This window comes from Nocardia sp. NPDC056064 (assembly GCF_042266925.1).
GTDB lineage: Bacteria > Actinomycetota > Actinomycetes > Mycobacteriales > Mycobacteriaceae > Nocardia.
Map to the genome: position 1 here is coordinate 1,155,673 of NZ_JBHJWO010000001.1, position 22,895 is coordinate 1,178,567.

A 22,895-nucleotide genomic window follows, 5' to 3' on the forward strand; every position below is an offset into this window, starting at 1 on the left:
CCCTAACGGCCGATTCAGTCCTGGTCGGTCCGTAGTGGCAGACCCGCGCGGACCTGCCAGCGCCCGTCGTCGAGCCTGCCCGCCGAGAGCGTGCCGCCCAGTACCGCGACCCGCTCCCGCATCCCGACCAGGCCCATTCCGCCCCCGGGCGCCGCGCTCGGCTGCACCGGAACGCCGCCGCTGTCGGTGACCTCGACCACCACCTCGTCGTCGCGGCGGTGCACCCGCACCACGGCCTTCGGACTGGCTCCGGCGTGGCGCAGGGTGTTGGTGAGCGATTCCTGCACGATCCGGTGGACGCCCAGACTCACCTCGGGCGCGATGTCGTCGAGTTCGCCCGCCAGTTCCAGGTCGACGGCCAGCCCGGTCTCGCGCATCATCTCGACCAGCTTGGCGATGCCCGCGCTGCCGTGCTGCGGGAGCAGTTCCGGGGCGTGCTCGGTGCGCAGCAGGGCGACGGTGCGGCGCAGTTCGCGCAGGGCGTCGCGGCCGGTGCCCGCGATGGTGGCCAGGGCGCGTTCGGCGCTGTCGGGGTCGTTGCGCAGGGCGTACTTGGCGCCGTCGGCCTGCACGATGATCACGCTCACCGCGTGGGCGACCACGTCGTGCAGTTCGCGGGCGATACGGGTGCGTTCGGCGGCGACGGCGTCGTGGGCGCGGCGTTCCTTGTCGTAGTCGGCCACGGCCAGCCTGGCCGCGACCTCGGCGTCGTAGGCGTGGCGGGCACCGTTGAATTCCGCGAGCGTCCAGCACAGCGCGTAGATCGCGCCGACCAGCACGATGTCGCCGCCCTCCGGTTCGCGCAGCAACAGCAGCGAGAGCCCGAGGTCGATCCCGAGGCAGAGCAGGAAGATCAGCCCGTCACGGCGCCCGACGTAGGCCACCAGTGTGTAGAGCATCACGCCGAGCCCGAGCAGCCCGATGTGCCCGGTCGTGGTGGTGCCGCCCTGCGCGGCGGTGACCAGCGTGCACAGCAGCGACAGCACGAACATCGCCGCCGCCATCGCGCGCGGATAGACCCGGCGCAGGATCAACGGCAGCGGCAGCACCACCGAGAACGCCAGGTAGACGATCGGATGCTGCTCGCCGCCCACCCCGAAGGCGTCGAGCACCATGAGGATGATCGCGAAGTGCAGATCGGCGACCACGGGTCGGTCGCGGAGCCACAGGCTGAAGCGGCGCACCGGCCCAGCCTAGGCGTGGGCTGGCTTTCCCCGCGTGATCTTGATTGCCTGGTGGGGTGCAACTCGGAGACTGGACGGTCCTGCTGGTGGCGGCGGCCGCGGCGGGCTGGGTGGACGCGGTGGTCGGTGGCGGCGGGCTGATCATCCTGCCGACGCTGTTCCTGGTCGTGCCCGGGATCGCCCCGCAGACCGCGCTGGGCACCAACAAGCTGGCCGCGCTCTCGGGCACCGCGACCGCGGTGGTGACCTTCGCGCGCCGGGTCCCGATGCAGTGGGCGGTGCTGATACCCGGTGCGGTGATCGCGGCCATCACCGCGGCCTGCGGTGCCGCGGCGGTCTCGCTGATCGACCGCGACCTGTTCATCCCGCTGGTCATGGTGGTGCTGGTCGGGGTGGCGGTGTTCGTCACACTGCGTCCCTCGGTGGGCATGACGATGGCCACCCATCCGCCGACGCGGCGCAAGGTGATCCTGGTGGTCGGGCTGGCCGCGGGCTTGATCGGCCTCTACGACGGCCTGCTCGGGCCCGGCACCGGCACCTTCCTGATCATCACCTTCGCGACTCTGCTCGGCACCGAGTTCGTGCGGGCGGCGGCGATGGCGAAGGTGATCAACTGCGGGTCGAATGTGGGCGCGCTGCTGTTCCTCGGCACGACCGGGCACATCCTGTGGGGTCTCGGGGCGGGCATGGCGGTGGCGAACGTGGCCGGTGCGCTGGTGGGTTCGCGCATGGCGCTGGCCCGCGGCGCCGGCTTCGTGCGGATCGTGCTGCTGGTCGTGGTGGTGGTGATGGTGATCCGGCTGGGCTGGCAGCAGTTCGGTTAGCGGACCGGTTCGACCGGCGCCGCGGCGGTCAGCCACGGCTGCAGGACCCGCGAGGTGGTCTCGTGGATCTTGCGGTGCAGGTGTTCGCCGTCCTCGATGCTGTGCTGTGGTTGCTGGAACAGCACCGTCAGAGCGCCCGAGACGGCACCGACCACCGCGCCGACCAGGGCCGCGGCACCGATCTCGTCGAGTTCGTGGGGGAAGGCGGCGTGCAGCTGACGGGCGATCTCGCGCTGGGCGATCAACTGGGCGTGCGCGGCGCGCCCGCTCACCGCGGGCACCGTCCGCGAGACCTGCGCGCGCAAGGCGGCGATGCGCGAGCTCAGGTCGCCCGCGCGGTGCTCGCCGAGGTTGTCGCCCGCGGCGCGCAATGCCCGCAGCAGCACCTCCACCGGGCGTTCGCCGGGGCGCCGGGTGGCGATGGCGGCCACCGCCGCGCGGACCCGGTCGTCGGGTTCGGGGAAGAGCAGTTCTTCCTTGCTGGCGAAGTAGTTGAAGAAGGTCCGGGTGCCGACCTCGGCCTCGGCCGCGATGTCGGCCACCGTCGTCTCCTCATAGCCGCCGGCCTCGAACAAGTCGACCGCGGCCAGCAGAATCGCACGGCGGGTTCGTTCCCTTTTTCGATCACGCAGGGCGGAAGGCGGCACGGCGGGCACCCTACGGCATCCGCGCTGTTCCCGGCGGGAGGAGCGCGGTCCCGCGCGTCCGCGTCGGCGCTTGCCGGGACCGGGTTTTCGCGCGCGGTGGCGCGAAATCCGCACTGGCAGCGGACACGTTCGCGCGCACGGCGCCCGTGTGTCGGTGCCACCGGCTAGCGTAGGTCCGGTGAGCGATACCACGACTTCCAGGGATGTGGACGAGGAGTTCCGCGCGCTCGGTCTCGGCGCCCTCGCCGAGGCGGCGCTCTCGGCGGCGCGCGCGGCCGGTGCCGAGCACGCCGACCTGCGGGTGCAACGCCTGGTGACGCAATCGATCCGGCTGCGCGACGGCCGGGTCGAGGCGGTCACCGACGCGACCGAGGTGGGGCTGGCGGTGCGCGTGATCGTCGACGGCACCTGGGGTTTCGCCTCCCATGCCGCGCTCACCCCCGAGACCGCCGCGGAGGTGGCGCGCCGCGCGGTCACCGTCGCGCGCACCCTGCGCGCGCTCAACCGGGAGCGTGTCGAGCTCGCCGACGAGCCACGCTACGACGACGTGTCCTGGGTGTCGGCCTACGACCTGGACCCGTTCGCGGTGCCGACGGCGGAGAAAGTGGCGCTGCTGCAGGACTATTCGGAGCGGCTGTCGAGCGCCGACGGTGTCGACCACGTGACGGCCTCGGTGCTGCAGGTCAAGGAGCAGAGTTTCTACGCCGACACCGCGGGCTCGGCGATCACCCAGCAGCGGGTGCGTCTGCATCCGCAACTCGAAGCGGTGACCGTCGATTCGGCGGCCGGGGTGTTCGAGACCATGCGCACTCTCGCCGCGCCCGCGGGCCGCGGCTGGGAGTACGTCACCGGCGCCGACGGAACCTGGGACTGGACCGGCGAACTCGCGCGGATCCCCGGCTGGCTGGCCGAGAAGGTCAAGGCGCCCAGCGTCGTCGCCGGGCCCACCGATCTGGTGATCGACCCGACCAATCTGTGGCTCATCATCCACGAATCCATCGGCCACGCCACCGAATACGATCGCGCCATCGGCTACGAATCCGCCTACGCGGGCACTTCTTTCGCCACTCCCGACCAGCTGGGCACGCTGCGTTACGGCACGCCGATCATGCACGTCACCGGGGATCGCACCCAGGTCAACGGGCTGGCGACCGTCGGTTACGACGACGAGGGGGTGGCCGGGCAGCGCTGGGATCTGGTGCGCGACGGTGTGCTGGTCGGCTATCAGCTCGACCGGGTCTTCGCCCCGCGCCTGGGTCTGGACCGTTCCAACGGCTGCTCCTACGCCGATTCCCCGCACCACGTGCCGATCCAGCGGATGGCGAACGTGTCGCTGCAACCGGATCCGGTGCGCGACACCAGCACGGCCGAACTCATCTCCCGGGTCGAGGACGGGCTCTATATCGTCGGCGACAAATCCTGGTCGATCGACATGCAGCGCTACAACTTCCAGTTCACCGGGCAGCGGTTCTTCCGGATCCGCAACGGGGAGCTGGCCGGTCAGGTGCGCGATGTCGCCTATCAGGCCACGACCACCGATTTCTGGGGGTCGATGGAGGCCGTCGGCGGGCCGAGTACCTGGCAGCTCGGTGGGGCGTTCAACTGCGGGAAGGCCCAGCCGGGTCAGGTGGCGGCGGTCAGTCACGGCTGCCCCTCGGTGCTGGTGCGCGGGGTCAATATTCTCAACACCCGGACGGAGGGCGGACAGTGACCGGAGCGGGTGTGTTCCCGGCGGGCGCGGTGGTCGAGCGGGCGCTGGCGGCGTCCAAGGCCGACGAGGCGATCGTGATCGTCACCGACGCGCACGAGGCATCGCTGCGCTGGGCGGGCAATTCGATGACCACCAACGGTTCCTCGGTCTCGCGGGACTGGGCGGTGATCTCGATCCTGCGTGACGGTCCGAACTCCGCGCGGGTCGGCAGTATCAGCTCCACGAGTGTCGATCCGGACGACATCGAGGCCGTGGTGCGCGCGAGCGAGGAGGCCGCCCGCGCGGCGACCCCGGCCCGCGACGCTGTGCCGCTGCTGGAACCGGCCGACGACGACACCGCCACCTGGGACGACGCGCCCGGCACCACCGCGATCGACGTGTTCACCGGCCTGGCCCGCGACCTGTCGACCGGTTTCGACGGCACCGACCGCCTCTACGGCTTCGCCCACCACCAGGTGCACACCACCTGGCTGGGCACCTCCACCGGTATCCGGCGCCGGTTCCGCCAGCCCACCGGCTCGGTGGAGATCAACGGAAAACGCGGCGAGGGCACCGATCTGGCGAGTGCGTGGGTCGGGGTCGGCACCACCGATTTCACCGATGTCGACACTCCCGGGCTGCTCGCCGAGCTCTCGCGCAGGCTCGACTGGGCGCGGCGCCGGGTGGAGCTGCCCGCGGGCCGCTACGAGACGCTGCTGCCGCCCTCGGCGGTGGCCGATCTGATGATCTACCTGTCCTGGAGCATGGAGGGCCGGGGCGCGCACGAGGGCCACACCGCCTTCGCCCGCGCGGGCGGCACCCGGATCGGTGAACGGCTCACCGACATTCCGCTCACGCTGTACTCCGATCCGGGCGCGAACGGTCTGGAGTACCGGCCGTTCGTGGCGACCCCGTCGTCTTCGGAGGCGCTGTCGGTGTTCGACAACGGCCTGCCGGCGCGGCGGGTGGACTGGATCGGGTCGGGGGTGATCGAGTCGCTGGTCTATCCGCGGGCCACCGCCGCGGAATTCGACGCGCCCGCCACGGTTCCCGGCGAGAACCTGCTGCTGACCGGCGGCAGCGACGCGTCGCTGGACGACATGATCGCCCGCACCGAACGCGGGCTGCTGCTCACCTGCCTGTGGTACATCCGCGAGGTCGATCCGGCCTCGCTGCTACTGACCGGCCTGACCCGCGACGGTGTGTATCTGGTCGAGAACGGGGAGGTGACCGGGGCGGTGAACAACTTCCGCTTCAACGAGAGTCCCCTGGATCTGCTGCGCCGGGTCTCGGAGGCGGGCGCTACCCAGGTCACCCTGCCGCGCGAGTGGAAGGACTGGTTCAGCCGGGCGGCCATGCCGCCGCTGCGGATCCCCGATTTCCACATGTCCTCGGTGAGTCAGGCCACCTGATCCACCGCTCGACCGGGGCTCCAGCCGGTCGTGACAGCATGGTCGGGTGACTCGCATCCGGCTGTTCGCCACCGACCTCGACGGCACCCTGCTGCGTTCGGACCGCAGCATCTCGCCGCGCACGGCCGCTGCCATGGCCGCGGCCCAGCGGGCGGGGATCGAGGTGGTGTGGGCGACCGCGCGGGCCCGGCACTCGGTGCACGAGTTCGCGCAATCGTGCGGTTTCCGCGGGAAGGTGGTGTGCGCCAACGGCGCCGTGCTGCTGGACCTGGCCACCGGTGAGCCCGAGATCGTCGACACCGTCGCCATCGACGCCGAGTCCGCCGTGGCCGCGATGACCCGCATCCGCGCCTTGATTCCCGGTGTCGTGTTCGCGACGGTGGGCGCGACCGTGAGCCAGTTCGTCGCCGAACCCGCCTACGCCGCGCTGTGCGCCTTCACCGATCACCACCGCGACCCGCGGGAGATGACGGTGGCCGACGTGCTGCCCGCGCGATCGGAGCCCATGGTGAAGATCGTGGCCCGGCATCCGGAGGTGACCGGCGCGGAACTGTACCGGGCCACGGCCGCCGCGGGCGTCGGCGGGGTGGAGCTCACCCATTCCGGGGCGCCGTACATGGAGATGGCCGCGGCGGGCGTGTCGAAGGCCAGTGCGCTGGCACGGTTGTGCGCCGTCGACGGCATCGACCTGGCCGAGGTGGCGGCCGCCGGGGACGCCACCAACGACATCGCCATGCTCACCTGGGCGGGCACCGCACTGGCCCCCGCCAACGCCCGCCCCGAAGTGCTCGCCCTGGCCGATCGGGTGCTGGCGAGCAACGACGAGGACGGGGTCGCCGAGTACCTCGAGGAGCTGGCCGCGTCCTGAACGTCGCCGGATCGTCCCCCGGTTACCCGAGTGCCCCGCGGCGCGCGCGATCGATGTAGTGCTCATAGCCGGCGTCGGGTGTCGGCCGACCCGCGCTCAGGTGCAGGAGGGCGTCGGCTCCGGCGATGGTGTCCGGGTCGAGCGGGAAGTAGCCCTGGTCGGGAGTGGTGTCGGTGCGGGTCTGCGCCGGGCGGAGGGTGGATGTCGCGCTGAGACTCCAGGTTCCGGTGTCGTCCTGGAGCGCTGCCTCGTAGGTGCCCGGTGCGGGATCGGGGAGGCCGAGGGTGGCGCTGCGGCCGAGGCTGCCGAGTAGCACCGTGTACTGCTCGCCCAGGAGCGCGCCGAGGATCTCGCCCGCACCGGCCCAGGTGAGGTCCATGGGTCCCATGCGCATGGTGCTCGGGGTGCGGCGCAGGTGCAGGTTGTGCGCGTAGACCAGGGTCGGGCCGCGGCGGGTTTCGTCGGTGCGGAGGTCGAGGATGTTCTGGGCCATGAGGGCGTCGCGGGTGGCCGAGAGGCGGGACCAGCGCGCCGAGGCTTCCAGGGGCTGGGCGGCCACCCGGTGATAGCGCAGCAGCGCCAGCGCGGCGGTGAGATGAGTTGCCGCCCTGCGCCATTCGGTGTAGGAGGTGGTGGCGATCCGTTCGGGTGCCCGGGTGTGCAGGGTGACGAGCAGGTCGTCGGCCAGCACGCGCAGGCGGTCGGCCTCGGGGGTCGCACCCGGGGAGCGGGCAGGGTCCAGGACCGCTTCGGTGCGGCTCCACCGTTCGTCCGCGCCGGCGAGGTCGGTGACATCGAGGTCGAGATCCAGGTAGTCGCGGACGAATTCGAGGTAGCGGCGCGGACTGGGGGCGCTCATGGTTTCCATCGGCGCGTCGAAGCCGTGGACGGTGACCTGTTCGGCGGCGGGCCGCCCCGCGTTGTGCGCACGCAGCCACGTGACCAGCTCGCGGTTGGCCGCCGTCTCGCCGAAGCCGTGGGAGAAGCCCGCCGACAGCACCTCGTCGAGGGTGCCGGGCCCACCGCACACGTAGTCGTTCACCGCGAGGGCGGCGACGCGATCGGATTCGAGGGCGATCGACCGGAAGCCGTGCGCGACCAGGCGGGCGAACAATTCGTTGCGGAGCAGGGCGAAACCGGGTTCGCGGTGGGCGGGCTCTCCCAGCGCCAGCACGGCGCACGAGGACGGGACGAAAGTGGTGATTTCCTGGCTCATGTGTCTCGATCGTATCGTTGAAAGATCGGTGGAAACTTCGACCGGATACCACCTGTTCGGGTGCCGTAAAGTCTCCAACCAGTGAGAAACCTACGACCGGCCGACCTGGCCCGCGAGCACGGCCTCTCGACCCAGGCGGTCCGCAACTACGAGGAATCGGGCTTCCTGCCCGCGGCCGACCGCACGCCGTCCGGCTACCGGATCTACACCGAGGCACACGCGGCCGCACTGCGCGCCTACCTCGCGCTGATCGCGGCCTTCGGCCACGCGACGGCCGGGGCCATCATGCTGGCCCTGCACGGCGACGACATCGACAAGGCGCTGACGATCATCGATCGCGGCCACGCCCGGCTGCTGCGCGACCGCGAGACGCTCACCGCCGTCCGCCGCGCCGTCGGCCACCTCACCACCGGACCCGGCGCCGAGCACACGCTCCCGACCGGCACCCGCACCATCGGCGAACTCGCCCACCGCCTGCAGGTGACTCCGGCGACCCTGCGCGCCTGGGAGGACGCGGGCATCCTCACCCCCGAGCGCGATCCCGCCACCGGCTACCGCCGCTACGGCCCCACCGACCTGCGCGACGCCGAACTGGCCCACCTGCTCCGCCGCGGCGGCTACCTGCTCGGCCACATCGCCGACGTCGTCCGGCAGATCCGCTCGGCGGGCAGCACCGAAGCGCTCGCCGCCGCCCTGGACCGCTGGCAGCACAAGCTCACGAACCAGGGCGTCGACATGCTGGACGCGGCGGCCGAACTCAGCCGCTACCGCGCGCTCGCGCACCGATAGCAGCGCGAGTCCCGCTGTGGCGGTGGGACTCCCGGCTTCGGGCGTGCTCAGACCCGTTCGAGCACCGCCGAAGCGCCGATCCCGCCGGCCGCGCAGATCCCCAGCAGCGCGGTCTCTTTCCCGGTCCGCGCCAGCTCGTTGGCCATGGTCGTCACCATGCGCGCGCCGGTCGCGCCGAAGGGGTGGCCCAGCGAGATCGAGCCGCCGTGCACATTGAGCTTGTCGATGTCGACCGAACCGACCGGCTCGTCGCGGTCCAGGCGTTCCTTGGCCCAGCGCGAGCTCTCCAGCATGCTCAGCACCGACAGTGTCTGGGCGGCGAAGGCTTCGTGGATGTCGACCAGGTCGATGTCGGCCAGCGACAGCCCGGCCTTGTCCAGGGCGCGCGGCATCGAGATGGCCGGGCCGAGCAGCACCTGATCGGCGGGGTCGACGCTGACGAAACTCCAGGACCGGAACGCGGCCAGCGGCGTGAAGCCCAGGGCGCGGGCCTTCTCCTCGCTCATCAGCAGCACCGCCGAGGCGCCGTCGGTGAGCGGGCTGGCATTGCCCGCGGTGACCGTGCCGTCGGTGGCGAACACCGGACGCAGGGTGGCCAGCTTCTCGATGCTGGTCCCGGCCCGGACCAGCCCGTCGGTCTCGATCCGGGTGCCCGACGGGGTGGTCAGCGGCACCACTTCGTCGTCGAAGCGGCCGGAGGCGATCGCGGCGGCGGCGCGGTGGTGCGAGCGCGCGGCGAAGGCGTCCTGGTCGGCGCGGCTGATGCCGTTGATGCGGGCCATCTTCTCCGCCGACTCGCCCATCACCTCCCCGGTGGTGCGCTCGGCGATCTTCGGCTGACGCGGCAGCACGTCGGTGAACGGCGCGAGCTGGCGGACCACGTCGAGATAGTCCTTGGCCTTGGGTTTTCCGAGCGCGACCGGCGCGACCGCGTGCACGACCTTCTGCGGCAGCTTGATCTCGGCATTGCTGGTGGAATCGCTGCCGCCGGCGATCATGATGTCGTATTCGCCGCGTTCGATCGCGGCTGCGGCCGAGGTGACGGCCTGCAGGCCGGAGGCGCAGGCACGGGTCACCGTGTAGCCCTCGCAGCCGAAGTCGAGGTTCAGATCGAGGGCCACCTCGCGCGCGATGTTCGGCGCGTGACTGGGCAGCACCACCCCGCCCCAGACGATCGACTGGATCTCCCCCGGCGCGATCCCGCTGCGGTCGAGCAGGCCGCGCACGGCCGCGCCGGCGAGGGCGATGCTGTCGAGGCGGGTGAAGTCGGTGAACGCGCGCACGAACGGGGTGCGCGCGCCGGCGACGATGACAGCGCGGTTGCGTTTCTCGGCCATGCGCCCCACAGTATCCGATACCGGCGGTACCGGATACGGGTTCGGGGAAATCAGGCGGGCGTGATCTCGATGCCGATGGTGCCGTCCTTGCCGCGGCGCAGGTTGCTGGCCAGCAGCACGAGCGGCCCGGTCAGCCAGTACTTGCGGCGCAGCCACGAGCGCACCTGCTCGGTTTCGGCGCCGTCGAGCACCCGGGCGGTGCCGGTGACGACCGCGCCGTGCGTGGCACTGCCACGGGCGTTGCACGCCTGCACGGTGACCTCGGGATTGCGGCGGATCCGTTTGACCTTCCAGCTGTCGGTGACGGTCCAGACATACAGCTTCCCGTCGCGCTCCACCGCCCACACCGGCGTCGCCACCGGCGTGCCGTCCTTGCGGAATGTCGTGAGCTGCACGTAGTCCGCGGTAGCGGCCTCACCCAGGCGGTTCGTCATATCCGTAGCCTAGCGGCGCGGCCGCGGGCGGGCCCGGCGATCCGGGCGGAATCGGTACGGGCGCCATCGCGGAACTGTTCGTAGGGTCGACTCGGTGACCACTGATACTGCGGTGCCCATGCTCTGGAGCGACGATCTGCCCGGCACCCTCGTCTTCTATCGCGCACTCGGCTACACCGTCACCTACGAACAGTCCCGCCCCTACGTCTACGGCGCCGTCGAAAAGCACGGCTGCGGCCTGCATTTCAGTTCCCCGCCCGCCGGAGTGGAGTTGCCCGTCGAGCAGGTCGGCGCCCTGCTGATGGTCGACGATGTCGCCGCCCGGCACGCCGAGTACTCCGCGGCACTGCGCGCGCACTACGGGAAGGTGCCCGCCAAGGGCTGTCCCCGGATCACCCGGTTCCGGCCCGGACAGTCACGGTTCAGCCTGGTCGATCCGGTCGGCAACACGATCATCGTCATCCAGCGCGACGAACCCGCCGAGCTCGAATACGGCGGCTCGAAGGCTCTCACCGGGCTGGCCAAGGTGCTCGACAACGCCCGCATCCTGCGGGATTTCAAGAACGACGATCGCGCCGCCACCCGGGCCCTGGAAACCGGCCTGCGCCGCTTCACCGCCACGGCCGCCGCCACCGACCGGGCCAGGGCCTACGCGGCGCTGGCCGAACTCGCGGTCGCCGCGGAGGACACCGACCGGCGCGACCACTGTCGGGCCGAGTTCGCCGCGCTCGCGCTCACGGCAGGCGAGCGGGAAGCCCTGGCCGCGGACGCGGCAGCGCCCGGGCTCCTCGCCGCCTGGCTCGGCGACGATCCGGCGAGGACCGACGTCACCCCGTAGGCTGCGGGGCATGCGTGGATCTCGGGGAATCCCCTGTGCGGCATCGGCACTCGCTCTGACCGCTCTGCTCGGGTGGGGAACCGCCGCACCGGCGCAGGCAGGTCCGCCCGCCTGCGCCGCGGGCTGGCAGGTCGACACGCTCGCCGCCGACCTGGGTGGGCTGGAGAACCTCGAATCCGACGGCCGGGGCGGGTTCTATCTCAGCGGTATCGTGCGCGGCGAGCTGCTGCACATCGACGGGAACGGCACCGTCACCACGCTGCTCACCGGTCTCGACCATCCGGCCGGGCTGCGGCTCGACGGTGACACCCTCTATTTCCTCACCGGAGACGGCAGCACCCCCTCCGGCGGCGGCACGCTCAGCGCGCTGGACCTGCCGACCGGCGCGGTGACCGTCCTGGTACCGGACCTGGTGCAGCCCAACGGTTTGCTGCTGCTGCCCGACGGCGACCTGCTCATCTCCCAGCTCTCGGTGCCCTGGCCGCCGGTCGGCATCAGCCGCTACCGCCCCGCCACCGGCGAATTCACCCTCGCCTGGTCGCCGGTGCCGCGCCCCAACGGCCTCGCCCTGACCGCCGATCACCAGGCGGTACTCACCGAGGACATCGCCACCTCCCAGATCGTGCGCGTCCCCCTCGACGCCCCCGACCGTCCCACCGTGATCGCCACCCTCGCCGACGGCCTGCTGCCCGGCCTCGACGATCTCGACCTCACCGCGTCCGGACTGGCCTTCGTCACCGGCGACTACGCGGGCAGCGTCTACCAGCTCGACACCACCAGCGGCACCTGGTGCACCCTCGCCACCGGCTGGACCACCCCGCAGGATCTCGTCCCCGATCCCCCGCCGATCGGCCCCACCTCGGCCCGCCTCGCCCGCGACGGCGCGGGCTGGTCGGTCTACGTCACCAGCATCGACGGCACCCTGCGCCGCCTGCGCCCACCGGCACCGCTGGACCTCACCCCGTCCCACGTGCGCTGATCCCCGGTCCGCCGAGGACAGCCGCCGCCCCGAGGTGCCCACGCCCGTACGCCCGATCCGCAGGCGTACCTCGCGCACGCCGGAACTCTGTGATGGACTGGGAGTTTCGTCCGGAGAGCGGGAGGGTTTCGTGTCGCCACAGTGGGCGCAGCAGCAGGGATTCGGTGTCCGGGTCGAATGGGGTCGCGCGGGAGCCGCGGCGATCGGGACGGGTGCCGCGTGCGTGGTGGTGATCGACGTACTCTCGTTCACCACCTCGGTGTCGCTCGCGACGGCGGCCGGGACCGCGGTGTACCCCTATCGATGGCGTGACGAGTCCGCTCGGACGTTCGCCGAGGAGCACCGCGCGGCGCTGGCCGTCGGCCGTCGCGAGGCCGGTCCCACGACACCGTGGTCGCTCTCGCCCGCCGCGATCCGCCGGGCACCGTTCACCGAGCGCCTGGTCCTGCCCTCCCCCAACGGTTCCGCGATCGCCACCACCGTGCGCGACACCCCGGTCGTGGCCGCGAGTCTGCGCAACGCGAGCGCGGTGGCGCGGTGGCTGGCGAACCAGGACGGGTGGGGACACCCGGACCGGCCGATCGCCGTCGTCCCGGCGGGCGAACAGTGGCCGGGGACCGACGTGGTGCGACCCGCGATCGAGGACTGGCTCGGTGCGGGCGCACTGGTGACGGCCCTGCGCGAGCACGGACTCACCCTGTCCCCCGAAGCCGACGCCGCCGCGAGCACCTTCCGCGGCACACCGGCCGTGGACGCGCTGATCAGCGACAGCGCCTCCGGACGCGAACTCGCCGCGATCGGCTTCGCCGAGGATGTCGCCCTGGCCGTCGACCTCGACGCCGATCACACCGTCCCGCTGCTCACCGACGGCGCCTTCGTCGACGCCACCCGCCGGTAGGACCAGCGACAGCTTGCGGTATTTAAATACCGCCCCTACCCTCGAACCCATGGTGCGTCTCCCCCTCAGCCCCGCCCAGGTCGAAGCGGGCCGTCGCCTCGGCCGTCGTCTGCGGTCCGCGCGAGGTGACCGCGAGCTCGCCGAGGTGGCCCTCGCGGCGGGTATCTCCCCCGAGACGCTGCGCAAGATCGAGTCCGGTCGCCTGCCCTCCCCCGCCTTCGGCACGGTCGTCGGACTGGCCGAGGCCCTCGACATCCCACTGACCGAGCTGGCCGGGATCTACCGCGCCGAGCCGGTCGCCGAATCCGCCTGACCGCATCCCCGGCCGAACGCGCCGGGCATCTCAGTCGAGCATGGTCAGGATGCGCGGGCCGTCGCCGGTGATGGCGATCGTGTGCTCGCTGTGCGCGCAGCGGGAACCGTCGGCCGAGCGAATGGTCCAGCCGTCGGGGTCGGTGACGACCTTCGCCGTGCCCGCGGCGAACCACGGTTCGATGGCGATGGTGAGGCCGGGCCGCAACGGGAAGCCCCGGCCCGCCCGGCCGCTGTTGGCGACGTGCGGGTCCTCGTGCATGGTGCGGCCCAGGCCGTGGCCGCCGAACTCGGTGTTCACCGGGAAGCCGTAGTCGCGCGCGACCCCGGCGATGGCCGCGGAGACGTCACCGAGGCGTCCGCCGGGTCGCGCCGCCGCGATTCCGGCGGCCAGGGCGTCCTCGGTCGCGCGGATCAGGCGCTGGTCGGCGGGCGAGGGCGTGCCGACGATGGTGGTCACCGCGGCGTCGGCGACCCAGCCGTCGATCGAGACGGCCAGGTCGGCGGTGAGCACGTCCCCGTCGCGCAGCGCGTAGTCGTGCGGAAGCCCGTGCAGCACCGCGTCGTTGACCGACAGGCACACGGTGTTGCGGAAGGGCCCGCGCCCGAACGAGGGCGCGTAGTCCCAGTAGCACGACACCGCGCCGCGCTCGCGAATGCGTTCCCGCACATACGCTTCCAGCTCCAGGAGATTCACCCCGACAGCCGCCGCGGCGCGCACCCCGGCCAGCACGTCGGCGACGAACCGGCCGGTCACCCGCATCCGCTCGATCTCCGCGGGCGACTTCAACTCCACCATCACGCCTCCAGTCGGTATTTTTATACCACCCTAGAGCGAGCGGTATAAAAATACCAATCCGGTGCGGTCAGCGGTTCAGGTTGCCCATGTCGACGGGGATCTGCGCGCCGGTGACCTGGGCGGCCTCGTCCGAGCACAGCCAGGCCACGGCCGCGGCGATATCGGACGGTTCGGTGATGTAGGTGGGCAGCGCGTTCATGAAGATGGGCGCCAGCGTGTGCGCGTACTTCTCCAGCAGCGGGCCCATGTCGAGGAGCTGCATGCCGGTCGCCACCCCGGCCGGGTGCACGGTGTTGACCCGGATGCGGTGCTCGCCGAGCTCGTTGGCCATGGTCTTGGCCAGGCCGGTGATGGCGTGCTTGGTGGCCACGTAGTGCCCGGTGAACGGCGTGCCCTTGAGGCCCGACACCGAGCTGATGAACACCATCGCGCCGCCCTCGCCCTGCGCGATCAGGTGCGGCACCGCGGCTTTGGCGGTGTGGAAGACGCCGGTCAGATTGACGTCGACCGTCTCCTGCCACTGCTCGGCGGTGATCTCCCAGGACAGCGCCGCCGAACAGATCCCGGCATTGGCGACGACGACATCGAGGCGGCCGAGCTGCTCGATGCCCTCGGCCAGGGCCGCGGAGAGCGCGTCGAAATCCCGGACGTCGGCCTTGGTCGCGACGATCTTGCCACCGGCGGCCTCGACCAGGCGCGCGGTCTCGGCCAGGTCGGCCTCGGTGGCGCCCGGATACGGGGTGCTCGCGAATTCCGCGCACGCGTCGATCGCGATGATGTTCGCGCCCTCCTGCGCGAAGCGGACCGCCTCGGCGCGGCCCTGGCCGCGGGCCGCGCCGGTGATGAAGGCGACTTTGCCTTCGTAGCGTCGCGTCATGTCGAACTACCTCCGAACGTTGATGTGCATTATGAACACTCCACCATTCCAGACGCCTGTCCGGAGGCGATTCAGCCGTTTTTCACGCGAACGTCCGGGCCGAGCGGGCGGGTGATCGACCACAGCTGGGTGAAGGTGCTGCGCGCGATCTTCCACTGGCCCTCGACGAGCCGGTACTCGTCGGCGTACTCGCCGGTGGCCACCGATTCGGTGCCGGTGAGCAGGTTGACCTGCCGGAACTTCAAGGTCCAGCGACCCTCGGCGGTGGTGTCGTCGTGCACGGTGATGTCGGGGTGCACGCCGTGGTGCATGTCGAGCACCGCGGGTCCGCCGTCGACCTGACGCAGGGCGATCGAGGCGAACAGCGCGGCCATGCCCTCGGCGTCGTGCTTGCCCAGGGAGCCGTAGTCGAGTTCGGCGCCGGGCACGAAACAGCCGAGGAAGCCGTCCGGGTCCTTGGCGTCACACGCGCGGAAGTAGCGGTGCTTGAGCGCGGTGACGGCGGCGACGGCCTCGAGCCGGGCGATGCGGGCGGCGAGGTCGGGGGTGGTGTCGGGCATGACGCTCCTGCTCAGGGTCGGGCGTGGGCGAAGCTGGCCCACGCGCGGACGACGACGGTGCCCGCCGCGTCGGCCCCGGACAGGGTGACGTCGACGCGGGGTTCGCCGTCCTGCAGGTAACTCTGCGTGATGTGCCCGGCGCAGGTCAGCACTTCGCCCGAGGACAGGGCCCGGGTGGCCCTGGTGCGGAAGCGGCGGATGTTCTCCGCGCCGAGCCAGTCGGTGGCGTAGGTGGCCAGTTGCGCGCCGGCCCTGGCGGTCGCCGGGTCGCCCACCAGCGCTTCGGCGGCCGCCCAGGATTCGGCGACGAGTCCGCCGGTGCGGTCGAAGTAGCGGGTCAGCGATTCGGTCGGTGCCGCCGCCAGGATGGCCGTGAGCCGGTCCCCCGCGCGCGGGGGTGGGCCGAAGAACCGGTGGTCGGTCTCGGTGCGGTCGCCGGCGGCGCCGTCGGCGGGCAGGAAGGTCGGTGGGACCACCGGCCGGTCGGCGAGCCGGTAGGCCGGATTGTCCGAGCGCGCCGCCGCGGCGAACACCCGGATCGCCTCGGTCTCGAGCACCATCGCGACGTCACCCATGAGCAGTCCTCTCTTCGGCAGGTGCCGTCACGCTAGAACCACGGGCGGGCTGTGACCCGTTCCTCTCCCGCTGATCGGGACACCGCTCGGCCGCGCCGAAAACATGTCCGCTGACCGGGAACACGGCGGCACGGGTACCCGCTCGCGGCGCGACCATCGGCGCAGCTCATCCCGCTCCGTCAGACCATGGAGGTTTCGATGCCGGAGAACCCGCCGAACGGCCGCCCGCTGGACGCCACCGCCGAATACCGCCGGATCGAGGCCGCCGCGGCGCCCACCCGCTTCGCCCGCGGCTGGCACTGCCTCGGCCTGCTCTCGACATTCCGCGACGGAAAGCCGCACGAGGTCAAGGCTTTCGGCACCACGCTGGTGGTGTTCCGGTCCGAGACCGACGGCGCGCTGCACGTGCTCGACGGCTTCTGCCGTCACATGGGCGGCAATCTCGCGCACGGCACCGTCAAGGGCGACTCGATCGCCTGCCCGTTCCACGACTGGCGCTGGGGCGGCAACGGCAAGTGCACCGCGATTCCCTACGCGCGCCGGGTGCCGCCGCTGGCCAAGACCCGCTCGTGGCCGACACTCGAACGCAACGGCCAGCTCTACATCTGGCACGACCCGCAGGCCAGCTCGCCCACCGACGCGGTGACCATCCCCGAGATCGAGGGCTACGGCACCCCGGAGTGGACCGACTGGACCTGGAACTCGATGCTCATCGAAGGCTCGCACTGTCGCGAGATCGTCGACAACGTCGTCGACATGGCGCATTTCTTCTACGTGCACTACGCGTTCCCGCGCTATTTCAAGAACGTCTTCGAGGGTCCGGTCGCCACCCAGTACATGCGCTCGACCCCGCGTCACGACATCGAGGTCGGCACCAGCTACGACGATCCGAACTCGACACTGCGTTCGGACGCTTCGTATTTCGGCCCGTCCTACATGATCGACTGGCTCTGGAGCGAGGCCAACGGCATGACCATCGAGACGGTGCTCATCAACTGCCACTACCCGGTCAGCGAGAACTCCTTCGTGCTCCAGTACGGCGCGATGGTCAAGAAGCCGCAGGGCATGTCCGACGCGGACGCGAATGCGATGGCCGCCCAGTTCGCCCAGGGCGTCGAGTACGGCTTCGAGCAGGACGTGGCGATCTGGAAGAACAAGGCCCCCATCGACAATCCGCTGCTGTCGGAGGAGGACGGGCCGGTCTACCAGCTGCGCCGCTGGTACAAGCAGTTCTATGTCGACGTCGAGGACGTCACCGACGACATGACCAAGCGCTTCGAGTTCGAGATCGACACCGAGCGCGCGGTGACCAGCTGGGAGGCCGAGGTCGCCGACAACATCGCCCGCGGCGCCGTCATCAACACCCTGTCCTGACCCGCCACCCCACCGACAGAAAGCACCACCTCCGATGACCAAGGTTCTCGACAACATCGCCGCGATCGCCGATCAGCTGCGCGCACAGGCACCCGAGGCCGAGCGGCTCGGGCAACTGCCCGACGCCACCGCCCAGCTGCTCAAGCAGGCGGGCCCGATCCGGCTGCTGCAACCGAAGAAGTACAGCGGATTCGAGGCGCACCCGCGCGAGTTCGCCGAGACGGTGATGGCCACCGCCGCACTGGACCCGGCCAGCGGCTGGATCACCGGCATCGTCGGCGTGCATCCCTGGCAGCTGGCCTTCGCCGACCCGAAGGTCCAGGACGAGGTGTGGTCCGACGACCACGACACCTGGATGGCCTCGCCCTACGCGCCCACCGGCATCGCCCGCCCGGTCGACGGCGGCTATGTCTTCAACGGCCGCTGGCAGTTCAGCTCCGGCACCGACCACTGCGACTGGATCTTCCTGGGCGCCATGCTCGGCAACCCCGACGGGTCGATGGCGTTGCCGCCGACCATGCTGCACATGATCCTGCCGCGCCAGGACTACACCATCGTCGAGGATTCCTGGAATGTGGTGGGGCTCAGCGGCACCGGGTCCAAGGACATCATCGTCAAGGACGCGTTCGTGCCCGACTACCGGGTGATGAACGGCGATCACGTCATCGACGGCACCGCGCAGAAGGAGTACGGCGTCACCGAGACGCTCTACAAGATGCCGTGGTCGACGATGTTCCCGCTGGGCATCAGCTCGGCGGTGGTCGGTATCGCCGAGGGCGCGCTGGCCGCGCACCTGGACTATCAGCGCGACCGGGTCGGCGCCCAGGGCACCGCCGTCAAGGACGACCCGTACGTGCTGTTCGCCATCGGCGAGGCCGCCGCCGACATCAACGCCGCCCGTCAGGAACTGCTCGCCAACGCCGACCGGATCTTCGACCTGGTCGACGCGGGCCAGGAGATCGGCTTCGCCGAACGCGCGGCGGTGCGGCGCACCCAGGTGCGCGCGGCCTGGCGCGCGGTGACGGCGGTGGACCAGATCTTCGCCCGTTCCGGCGGCAACGCCATGCGCACCGACAAACCGTTGCAGCGCTACTGGCGCGACGCGCACGTCGGCCTGGCCCACGCCATCCACGTGCCGAGCACGGTCTACCACGCCTCGGCACTGAGCTCCCTCGGCCTCGAGCCCGCCGATCACCTGCGCTCGATGATCTGACCGAACCACCACGAAGGACACACGACATGACAGACATCAAGGGCCTCGGCTACGTCAAGATCCAGACCGCCGACATGGACCGCTGGCGCAGTTTCGCCTTCGACGTGCTCGGCTTCGCGCAGGGCAGCGGACCGGACGAGGACGCGCTGTATCTGCGGATGGACGAGCGATCGGCCCGGCTCACCGTGGTGCCGGGCGAGACCGACGCCGTGGTGACCATCGGCTGGGAGGTCCGCGATCACGCGGCGCTGGTCCGGGTGCAGGAGGCGGTGACGGCCGCGGGGATCGCGGTGAAACCGCTCTCGGTGGAGGAGGCCGACGCGCGCCGGGTCGAGGAGGTCATCACCTTCGAGGACCCGACCGGCGCCACCCTCGAGGTGTTCCACGGCGCGGTGCTCGACCACAGCCCGGTCGTGACTCCGTTCGGCGCGAAGTTCGTCACCGGGGCGCAGGGCCTGGGTCACGTGGTGCTGCCGACCATGGACCCGAACGGGGCGTTCGGCTTCTACACCGAGGTGCTCGGTTTCCTGCCGCGCGGCGCGTTCCGGATTCCGGCGCCGCCGGAGTTCGGGCCGATGCGGGTGCGGTTCCTGGGCGTCAACGAGCGGCATCACAGCCTGGCGCTGTGCCCGGCACCGCACGGTGGCGCGCCCGGCCTGGTGCACATCATGGTCGAAGTCGACAGTCTCGACGCCGTCGGGCAGGCCCTGGACCGGGTGACCAAGGACGGTTTCTCGGTGTCCTCGACGCTGGGCAGGCACACCAACGACAAGATGGTGTCGTTCTACGTGCGCGCCCCCGGCGGCTGGGACATCGAGTTCGGCACCGAGGGCATGCGCGTCGACGAACGGTATTACACCGCCGAGGAGATCACCGCCGACAGCTACTGGGGCCACGACTGGTCCGGCAGCGAACCGCTGGCGGCCATGTAACCCGCCCAGCCCCGAAGGCCCCCGATCCGCGCACCCGCGCCGGATCGGGGGCCTTCGTCGTCGATTCACCTCGCCGATTCGTGTGACAACGCACACAACAGATGGTATCAATAGGTATATGCCTAATCGAAATATGCGACTCGGCATCCGCTCGTAGATCCGAATGGAGCGCTCCATGGTCATCCAGGCCGAGGCCACCACCCCCAGTGCGATCCTCGATCGCGCGTCCCTGCTGCTCGACGCCTTCGACGGGCCGGGCAGGCTCACCCTCGCCCAGATCGTGCGCCGGACCGGCCTACCCAGGTCCTCGGCGCACCGCATGCTGGAACGGCTCGTGCAACTACGCTGGCTGCGCCGCGAGGGGCGTGACTACGAGCTGGGCCTGCGGCTGATGGAGCTGGGTTCGCTGGCCGTGCACCAGGACCGGCTGCACCGCGCGGCCATGCCGTTCCTGCACGAACTGCACCGGGTCACCGGGTTCGTCGTGCATCTGGCCGTGCTCGACGGCCCGGATGTGGTGTACCTGGACAAGGTCGGTGGCGATCTGGCGGCGGCCGTGCCCACCCGGGTCGGCGGCAGGCGGCCCGCGGCGGGCACGGCGGTGGGCCGGGCGATCCTGGCGCACTCCGACGAACGGCGGGTGGCCGAGGCGCTGGCCGGGCAGTCCGGTGCCCGCACGCGCGGTCCGGTCGTCAGCAGGGCGCATCTCGACGCGGAGCTGACGAAGGTGCGCGCGCACGGTGTCGCTGTCGAGCGCGAGGAATCGCTGCCCGGGTTCGGCTGTCTCGCGGCACCCATCGGCGAGCTCGGCGAGCCGGCCGTCGCGGCGGTGTCGGTGTGCGGGCCGGTCGACCGGCTGCTGCTCGACCACCGTCTCGCCGCACCGGTGCGGACCACGGCGCTCAATATCTGGCGGCATGTCGACGACGGCCGGGTGCGGGTGCGCCCGACGCTGCAACAGCATCCGCGCCCGCTCACCGGCGGTCCCGCACCCCGGCCGCACGCCTATCCGCAGGTGACGCGCACGGCCTGAGTCCGCAGCGGTCAGCGCGGTTCGTTCGCACAGAAGCTGTGGCAGACGCGGTCGCGCACGATCGCCTCCGGGCATTCCGGATCGAACCAGCGGTCGACGTGGGCCCAGTGGATCGGGTGCATCAGGTAGGGGCCGCGCAGGCCGTCGAGATCGGTGAATTCCTGTTCCCAGACATGGGTCCACGGCACCGATCCGACGGCACGGCGCACGGTGCTGAGCTGCCAGGAACGGATGGTGGTGAGGTAGCCGGGCATGCGGAGCAGGTCGGCTTCGAAGGCGCGCACGGTCGCGGGCGGGGTGTTCGGCGCGACGCGCAACAGCAGGACCCGGTGGACCGTGGCAGGGGTACCGGGTGCGGCGGAACCCGCTGTGCCGCCGATGTATTCGGCGCCGTCGACATGGGTCACGGTGCCGCGGCTCAGGACGTCATCGAGCTCTGTGGCGCACGCCGACCAGCCCGCGGCGTCGTCGAAACGCACGTGCACGAGGACGTCACCGCCGTTGCGGACACCGGGGAGGGTCGGCTGGACGAGGGCGTGCCGGGCGGTGCCGACACCGGCACGCAGGTCGGCGATCAGCGCGTCCCGATCGGCATCGGGAGCCAGGTGCACCAGCCGGATCACCTCATACATGGTTCAGCCCGTCCACATCGTCCGCGGCCGCGGCGGTGGCGCGGGAGCGTTCCAGGATCCACTCCTGAGCCCGTGTCCACCATCGGCGCACGGATTCGTCGGGACGGCCACGCCAGGTCATCTCCCACCAGCCGTGCGCGCCGTCGAGTGTCCAGGTCGCGATGACGGTGTTCGACGCGTCGGGAAACCAGACCGGCGGGCTCACCACGATCCGTTCCAGGCGCATCCCGCGATCCCGTGCGCCGGGGGCGTAGTCGCGCAGGTAGGCGTCGACGAATTCCCTGGCGCGGCCCGGTTTCGTCACCACGGTGTCGATCACATAGACGGTGCTCATCCGCCGACGGTAGACAGGGCTCGATGCCGCGGCGGCGCGGGTTTCCGCCCAGTGGGAGAACGAGGTTCGCGCCGGTCGTCACCGCCCCTACGGTGACCGGGACCCCGGTGGACCAGCACCGATCCCGTCGCCGATCTCCAGGAGGACCCGTGACCGTCCGCGAATTCCCGACCACCGGACCGGGGGCGGTCCCCGATCCCGAGGTGGCCGCCGTGCTGGCCGCGCTCGATGCCGGGTTCCCCGATGTGGCCGCCATGGACGCCGCCGAGGTCCGCGCCGCGATCCGGGCCAGACGCCCTGCGCTGCAACGCCTTCCCGACATGCACACCGCCCGCGACATCACCATCGACGGCCCCGGCGAACTCTTGCCGCTCCGGGTCTATCGGCCGACCGCGGACACCGCCCTGCCGGTGATCGTCTTCGCGCACGGTGGCGGTTTCGTCTTCTGCGATCTCGACAGTCACGACGAGTTCTGCCGCGCCATGGCCGCCGGTGTCGGAGCGCTGGTGATCGCGGTCGACTACCGCCTCGCCCCCGAACATCCCGGCCCCGCCGCCCACGACGACCTCCTCGCCGCCCTGCGCTGGGCCGCCGAGCACGCGGGCGAATACGGCGGCGATCCGGCCCGGATCGCACTGGCCGGGGACAGCGCGGGCGGCAATCTCGCCGCCACCGTCGCCCTCGCCGTGCGCGACCACGGCGGCCCCCCACTGACCGCCCAGATCCTGCTCTACCCCGTCATCGACGACGACTTCGACACCGACTCCTACCGCCGTTTCGGCACCGGCCACTACAACACCACCCGCGCCATGCGCTGGTACTGGCAGCAGTACGCCCCCCACGGCACCGACGACATCCGCTTGGTCCCCACCCGGGCGTCCTCCCTCGCCGGACTGCCGCCCGCGGTCGTGGTCACCGCCGAACTCGACCCACCCTGCTCGGCGGGCGACGCCTACGCTCGACGCCTCGCGAGCGACGGCGTGCCGGTCCGCCACCGCCGCTTCGACGGCCTGTTCCACGGCTTCCTCACCATCCCCTCCCTGAGCGCCACCGTCACCGCACGCCGGACGGTGTGGGCGATGGTGCGCGATGTCATCGGCGGGAAACAGGGCTGTTCGCAGCGATCGCGCGCGTAGCC

General features: G+C 71.1%; 25 protein-coding genes. 14 read left to right on the forward strand and 11 right to left on the reverse strand.

Annotated elements, in window-relative coordinates; translation table 11 throughout:
* Window positions 1-14: 14 nt before the first annotated feature.
* A complete protein-coding gene (locus ACFC06_RS05265) occupies window positions 15-1,184 on the reverse strand; it encodes a sensor histidine kinase (RefSeq protein ID WP_375928087.1) in 1,170 nt (389 codons plus the stop codon).
* 56 nt (window positions 1,185-1,240) lie between these two features.
* Between ACFC06_RS05265 and ACFC06_RS05270 the strand changes: the two genes are divergently transcribed.
* Window positions 1,241-2,008, forward strand: coding sequence for a TSUP family transporter (locus ACFC06_RS05270; protein ID WP_375928089.1), 768 nt, complete (start codon window positions 1,241-1,243; stop codon window positions 2,006-2,008).
* Here the strand turns inward: ACFC06_RS05270 and ACFC06_RS05275 are convergent.
* The gene (locus tag ACFC06_RS05275) at window positions 2,005-2,655 is read right to left on the reverse strand and encodes a TetR/AcrR family transcriptional regulator (protein ID WP_375928091.1); all 651 of its coding nucleotides are present in this window, start codon (window positions 2,653-2,655) and stop codon (window positions 2,005-2,007) included. The two genes, ACFC06_RS05270 and ACFC06_RS05275, sit on opposite strands and share 4 nt — an antisense overlap.
* Before the next feature lie 178 nt (window positions 2,656-2,833).
* Here ACFC06_RS05275 and ACFC06_RS05280 point away from each other — a divergent pair, with 178 nt between their 5' ends.
* The 3 genes from ACFC06_RS05280 to ACFC06_RS05290 are packed head-to-tail and all read left to right on the forward strand — an operon-like array spanning window position 2,834 to window position 6,625.
* Window positions 2,834-4,366 (forward strand): TldD/PmbA family protein, encoded by a 1,533-nt coding sequence (locus ACFC06_RS05280; protein WP_375928093.1) that lies wholly within the window; start codon window positions 2,834-2,836, stop codon window positions 4,364-4,366.
* 11 nt (window positions 4,367-4,377) lie between these two features.
* On the forward strand, window positions 4,378-5,757 hold the full coding sequence (locus ACFC06_RS05285) for a metallopeptidase TldD-related protein (RefSeq protein WP_375935216.1): 1,380 nt from the start codon (window positions 4,378-4,380) through the stop codon (window positions 5,755-5,757).
* Between the two features lie 46 nt (window positions 5,758-5,803).
* Window positions 5,804-6,625: an HAD family hydrolase gene (locus ACFC06_RS05290; RefSeq protein WP_375928095.1), complete on the forward strand. Its 822-nt coding sequence runs from the start codon at window positions 5,804-5,806 to the stop codon at window positions 6,623-6,625.
* 22 nt (window positions 6,626-6,647) lie between these two features.
* Here ACFC06_RS05290 and ACFC06_RS05295 read toward each other — a convergent pair whose 3' ends face one another.
* Window positions 6,648-7,841, reverse strand: coding sequence for an erythromycin esterase family protein (locus tag ACFC06_RS05295; protein WP_375928097.1), 1,194 nt, complete (start codon window positions 7,839-7,841; stop codon window positions 6,648-6,650).
* Window positions 7,842-7,922: 81 nt separating this feature from the next.
* On the opposite strand from ACFC06_RS05295, the gene ACFC06_RS05300 reads away from it, so the two are divergent.
* The gene (locus ACFC06_RS05300; RefSeq protein WP_375928099.1) at window positions 7,923-8,630 is read left to right on the forward strand and encodes a TioE family transcriptional regulator; all 708 of its coding nucleotides are present in this window, start codon (window positions 7,923-7,925) and stop codon (window positions 8,628-8,630) included.
* Between the two features lie 47 nt (window positions 8,631-8,677).
* Here the strand turns inward: ACFC06_RS05300 and ACFC06_RS05305 are convergent, their stop codons facing one another.
* Together ACFC06_RS05305 and ACFC06_RS05310 are read right to left on the reverse strand one after the other, a co-directional pair.
* Window positions 8,678-9,967, reverse strand: coding sequence for an acetyl-CoA C-acyltransferase (locus ACFC06_RS05305; protein ID WP_375928101.1), 1,290 nt, complete (start codon window positions 9,965-9,967; stop codon window positions 8,678-8,680).
* A 50-nt stretch (window positions 9,968-10,017) separates the two neighbouring features.
* Window positions 10,018-10,401 carry a PPOX class F420-dependent oxidoreductase gene (locus tag ACFC06_RS05310; protein WP_375928103.1) on the reverse strand — a complete coding sequence of 128 codons (384 nt, stop codon included), beginning with the start codon at window positions 10,399-10,401 and terminating at the stop codon, window positions 10,018-10,020.
* A 94-nt stretch (window positions 10,402-10,495) separates the two neighbouring features.
* Here ACFC06_RS05310 and ACFC06_RS05315 point away from each other — a divergent pair, with 94 nt between their 5' ends.
* The 4 genes from ACFC06_RS05315 to ACFC06_RS05330 all read left to right on the forward strand — a co-directional run bounded on the left by ACFC06_RS05315 (window position 10,496) and on the right by ACFC06_RS05330 (window position 13,429).
* Window positions 10,496-11,239 (forward strand): glyoxalase, encoded by a 744-nt coding sequence (locus ACFC06_RS05315; RefSeq protein ID WP_375928105.1) that lies wholly within the window; start codon window positions 10,496-10,498, stop codon window positions 11,237-11,239.
* Window positions 11,240-11,249: 10 nt separating this feature from the next.
* Complete coding sequence (locus ACFC06_RS05320) at window positions 11,250-12,218, forward strand: hypothetical protein (RefSeq protein ID WP_375928107.1); 969 nt, start codon at window positions 11,250-11,252, stop codon at window positions 12,216-12,218.
* 130 nt (window positions 12,219-12,348) lie between these two features.
* Entirely contained in the window at window positions 12,349-13,116 is a 768-nt protein-coding gene (locus tag ACFC06_RS05325) for a 2-phosphosulfolactate phosphatase (RefSeq protein ID WP_375928109.1), read from the forward strand.
* A 49-nt stretch (window positions 13,117-13,165) separates the two neighbouring features.
* Complete coding sequence (locus ACFC06_RS05330; RefSeq protein WP_375928110.1) at window positions 13,166-13,429, forward strand: helix-turn-helix domain-containing protein; 264 nt, start codon at window positions 13,166-13,168, stop codon at window positions 13,427-13,429.
* Window positions 13,430-13,459: 30 nt separating this feature from the next.
* Here ACFC06_RS05330 and map read toward each other — a convergent pair whose 3' ends face one another.
* From map to ACFC06_RS05350, 4 genes are all read right to left on the reverse strand, one after another.
* Window positions 13,460-14,227: a type I methionyl aminopeptidase gene (gene map, locus ACFC06_RS05335; RefSeq protein ID WP_375928111.1), complete on the reverse strand. Its 768-nt coding sequence runs from the start codon at window positions 14,225-14,227 to the stop codon at window positions 13,460-13,462.
* Between the two features lie 67 nt (window positions 14,228-14,294).
* On the reverse strand, window positions 14,295-15,104 hold the full coding sequence (locus ACFC06_RS05340; RefSeq protein WP_375928113.1) for a mycofactocin-coupled SDR family oxidoreductase: 810 nt from the start codon (window positions 15,102-15,104) through the stop codon (window positions 14,295-14,297).
* Window positions 15,105-15,175: 71 nt separating this feature from the next.
* Window positions 15,176-15,664, reverse strand: a complete 489-nt coding sequence (locus tag ACFC06_RS05345; RefSeq protein ID WP_375928114.1) for a nuclear transport factor 2 family protein — start codon at window positions 15,662-15,664, stop codon at window positions 15,176-15,178.
* Between the two features lie 11 nt (window positions 15,665-15,675).
* A complete protein-coding gene (locus ACFC06_RS05350) occupies window positions 15,676-16,239 on the reverse strand; it encodes a hypothetical protein (RefSeq protein ID WP_375928116.1) in 564 nt (187 codons plus the stop codon).
* A gap of 186 nt (window positions 16,240-16,425) precedes the next feature.
* Here ACFC06_RS05350 and ACFC06_RS05355 point away from each other — a divergent pair, with 186 nt between their 5' ends.
* The 4 genes from ACFC06_RS05355 (at window position 16,426) to ACFC06_RS05370 (ending at window position 20,791) form a co-directional block, all read left to right on the forward strand.
* Window positions 16,426-17,613, forward strand: coding sequence for a Rieske 2Fe-2S domain-containing protein (locus tag ACFC06_RS05355; RefSeq protein ID WP_375928117.1), 1,188 nt, complete (start codon window positions 16,426-16,428; stop codon window positions 17,611-17,613).
* Between the two features lie 34 nt (window positions 17,614-17,647).
* Window positions 17,648-18,826 carry an acyl-CoA dehydrogenase family protein gene (locus ACFC06_RS05360; RefSeq protein WP_375928119.1) on the forward strand — a complete coding sequence of 393 codons (1,179 nt, stop codon included), beginning with the start codon at window positions 17,648-17,650 and terminating at the stop codon, window positions 18,824-18,826.
* 26 nt (window positions 18,827-18,852) lie between these two features.
* The gene (gene bphC, locus ACFC06_RS05365; RefSeq protein ID WP_375928121.1) at window positions 18,853-19,758 is read left to right on the forward strand and encodes a biphenyl-2,3-diol 1,2-dioxygenase; all 906 of its coding nucleotides are present in this window, start codon (window positions 18,853-18,855) and stop codon (window positions 19,756-19,758) included.
* Between the two features lie 175 nt (window positions 19,759-19,933).
* On the forward strand, window positions 19,934-20,791 hold the full coding sequence (locus ACFC06_RS05370) for an IclR family transcriptional regulator (protein ID WP_375928122.1): 858 nt from the start codon (window positions 19,934-19,936) through the stop codon (window positions 20,789-20,791).
* 11 nt (window positions 20,792-20,802) lie between these two features.
* On the opposite strand, the gene ACFC06_RS05375 is transcribed toward ACFC06_RS05370, so the two are convergent.
* Together ACFC06_RS05375 and ACFC06_RS05380 are read right to left on the reverse strand one after the other, a co-directional pair.
* Window positions 20,803-21,423, reverse strand: coding sequence for a Dabb family protein (locus tag ACFC06_RS05375; protein ID WP_375928124.1), 621 nt, complete (start codon window positions 21,421-21,423; stop codon window positions 20,803-20,805).
* Complete coding sequence (locus ACFC06_RS05380; protein WP_375928126.1) at window positions 21,416-21,757, reverse strand: hypothetical protein; 342 nt, start codon at window positions 21,755-21,757, stop codon at window positions 21,416-21,418. Before ACFC06_RS05380 ends, ACFC06_RS05375 begins: the two co-directional genes overlap by 8 nt.
* 149 nt (window positions 21,758-21,906) lie before the next feature.
* Here ACFC06_RS05380 and ACFC06_RS05385 point away from each other — a divergent pair, with 149 nt between their 5' ends.
* Window positions 21,907-22,893, forward strand: a complete 987-nt coding sequence (locus ACFC06_RS05385) for an alpha/beta hydrolase (RefSeq protein ID WP_375928128.1) — start codon at window positions 21,907-21,909, stop codon at window positions 22,891-22,893.
* Window positions 22,894-22,895: the final 2 nt, after the last annotated feature.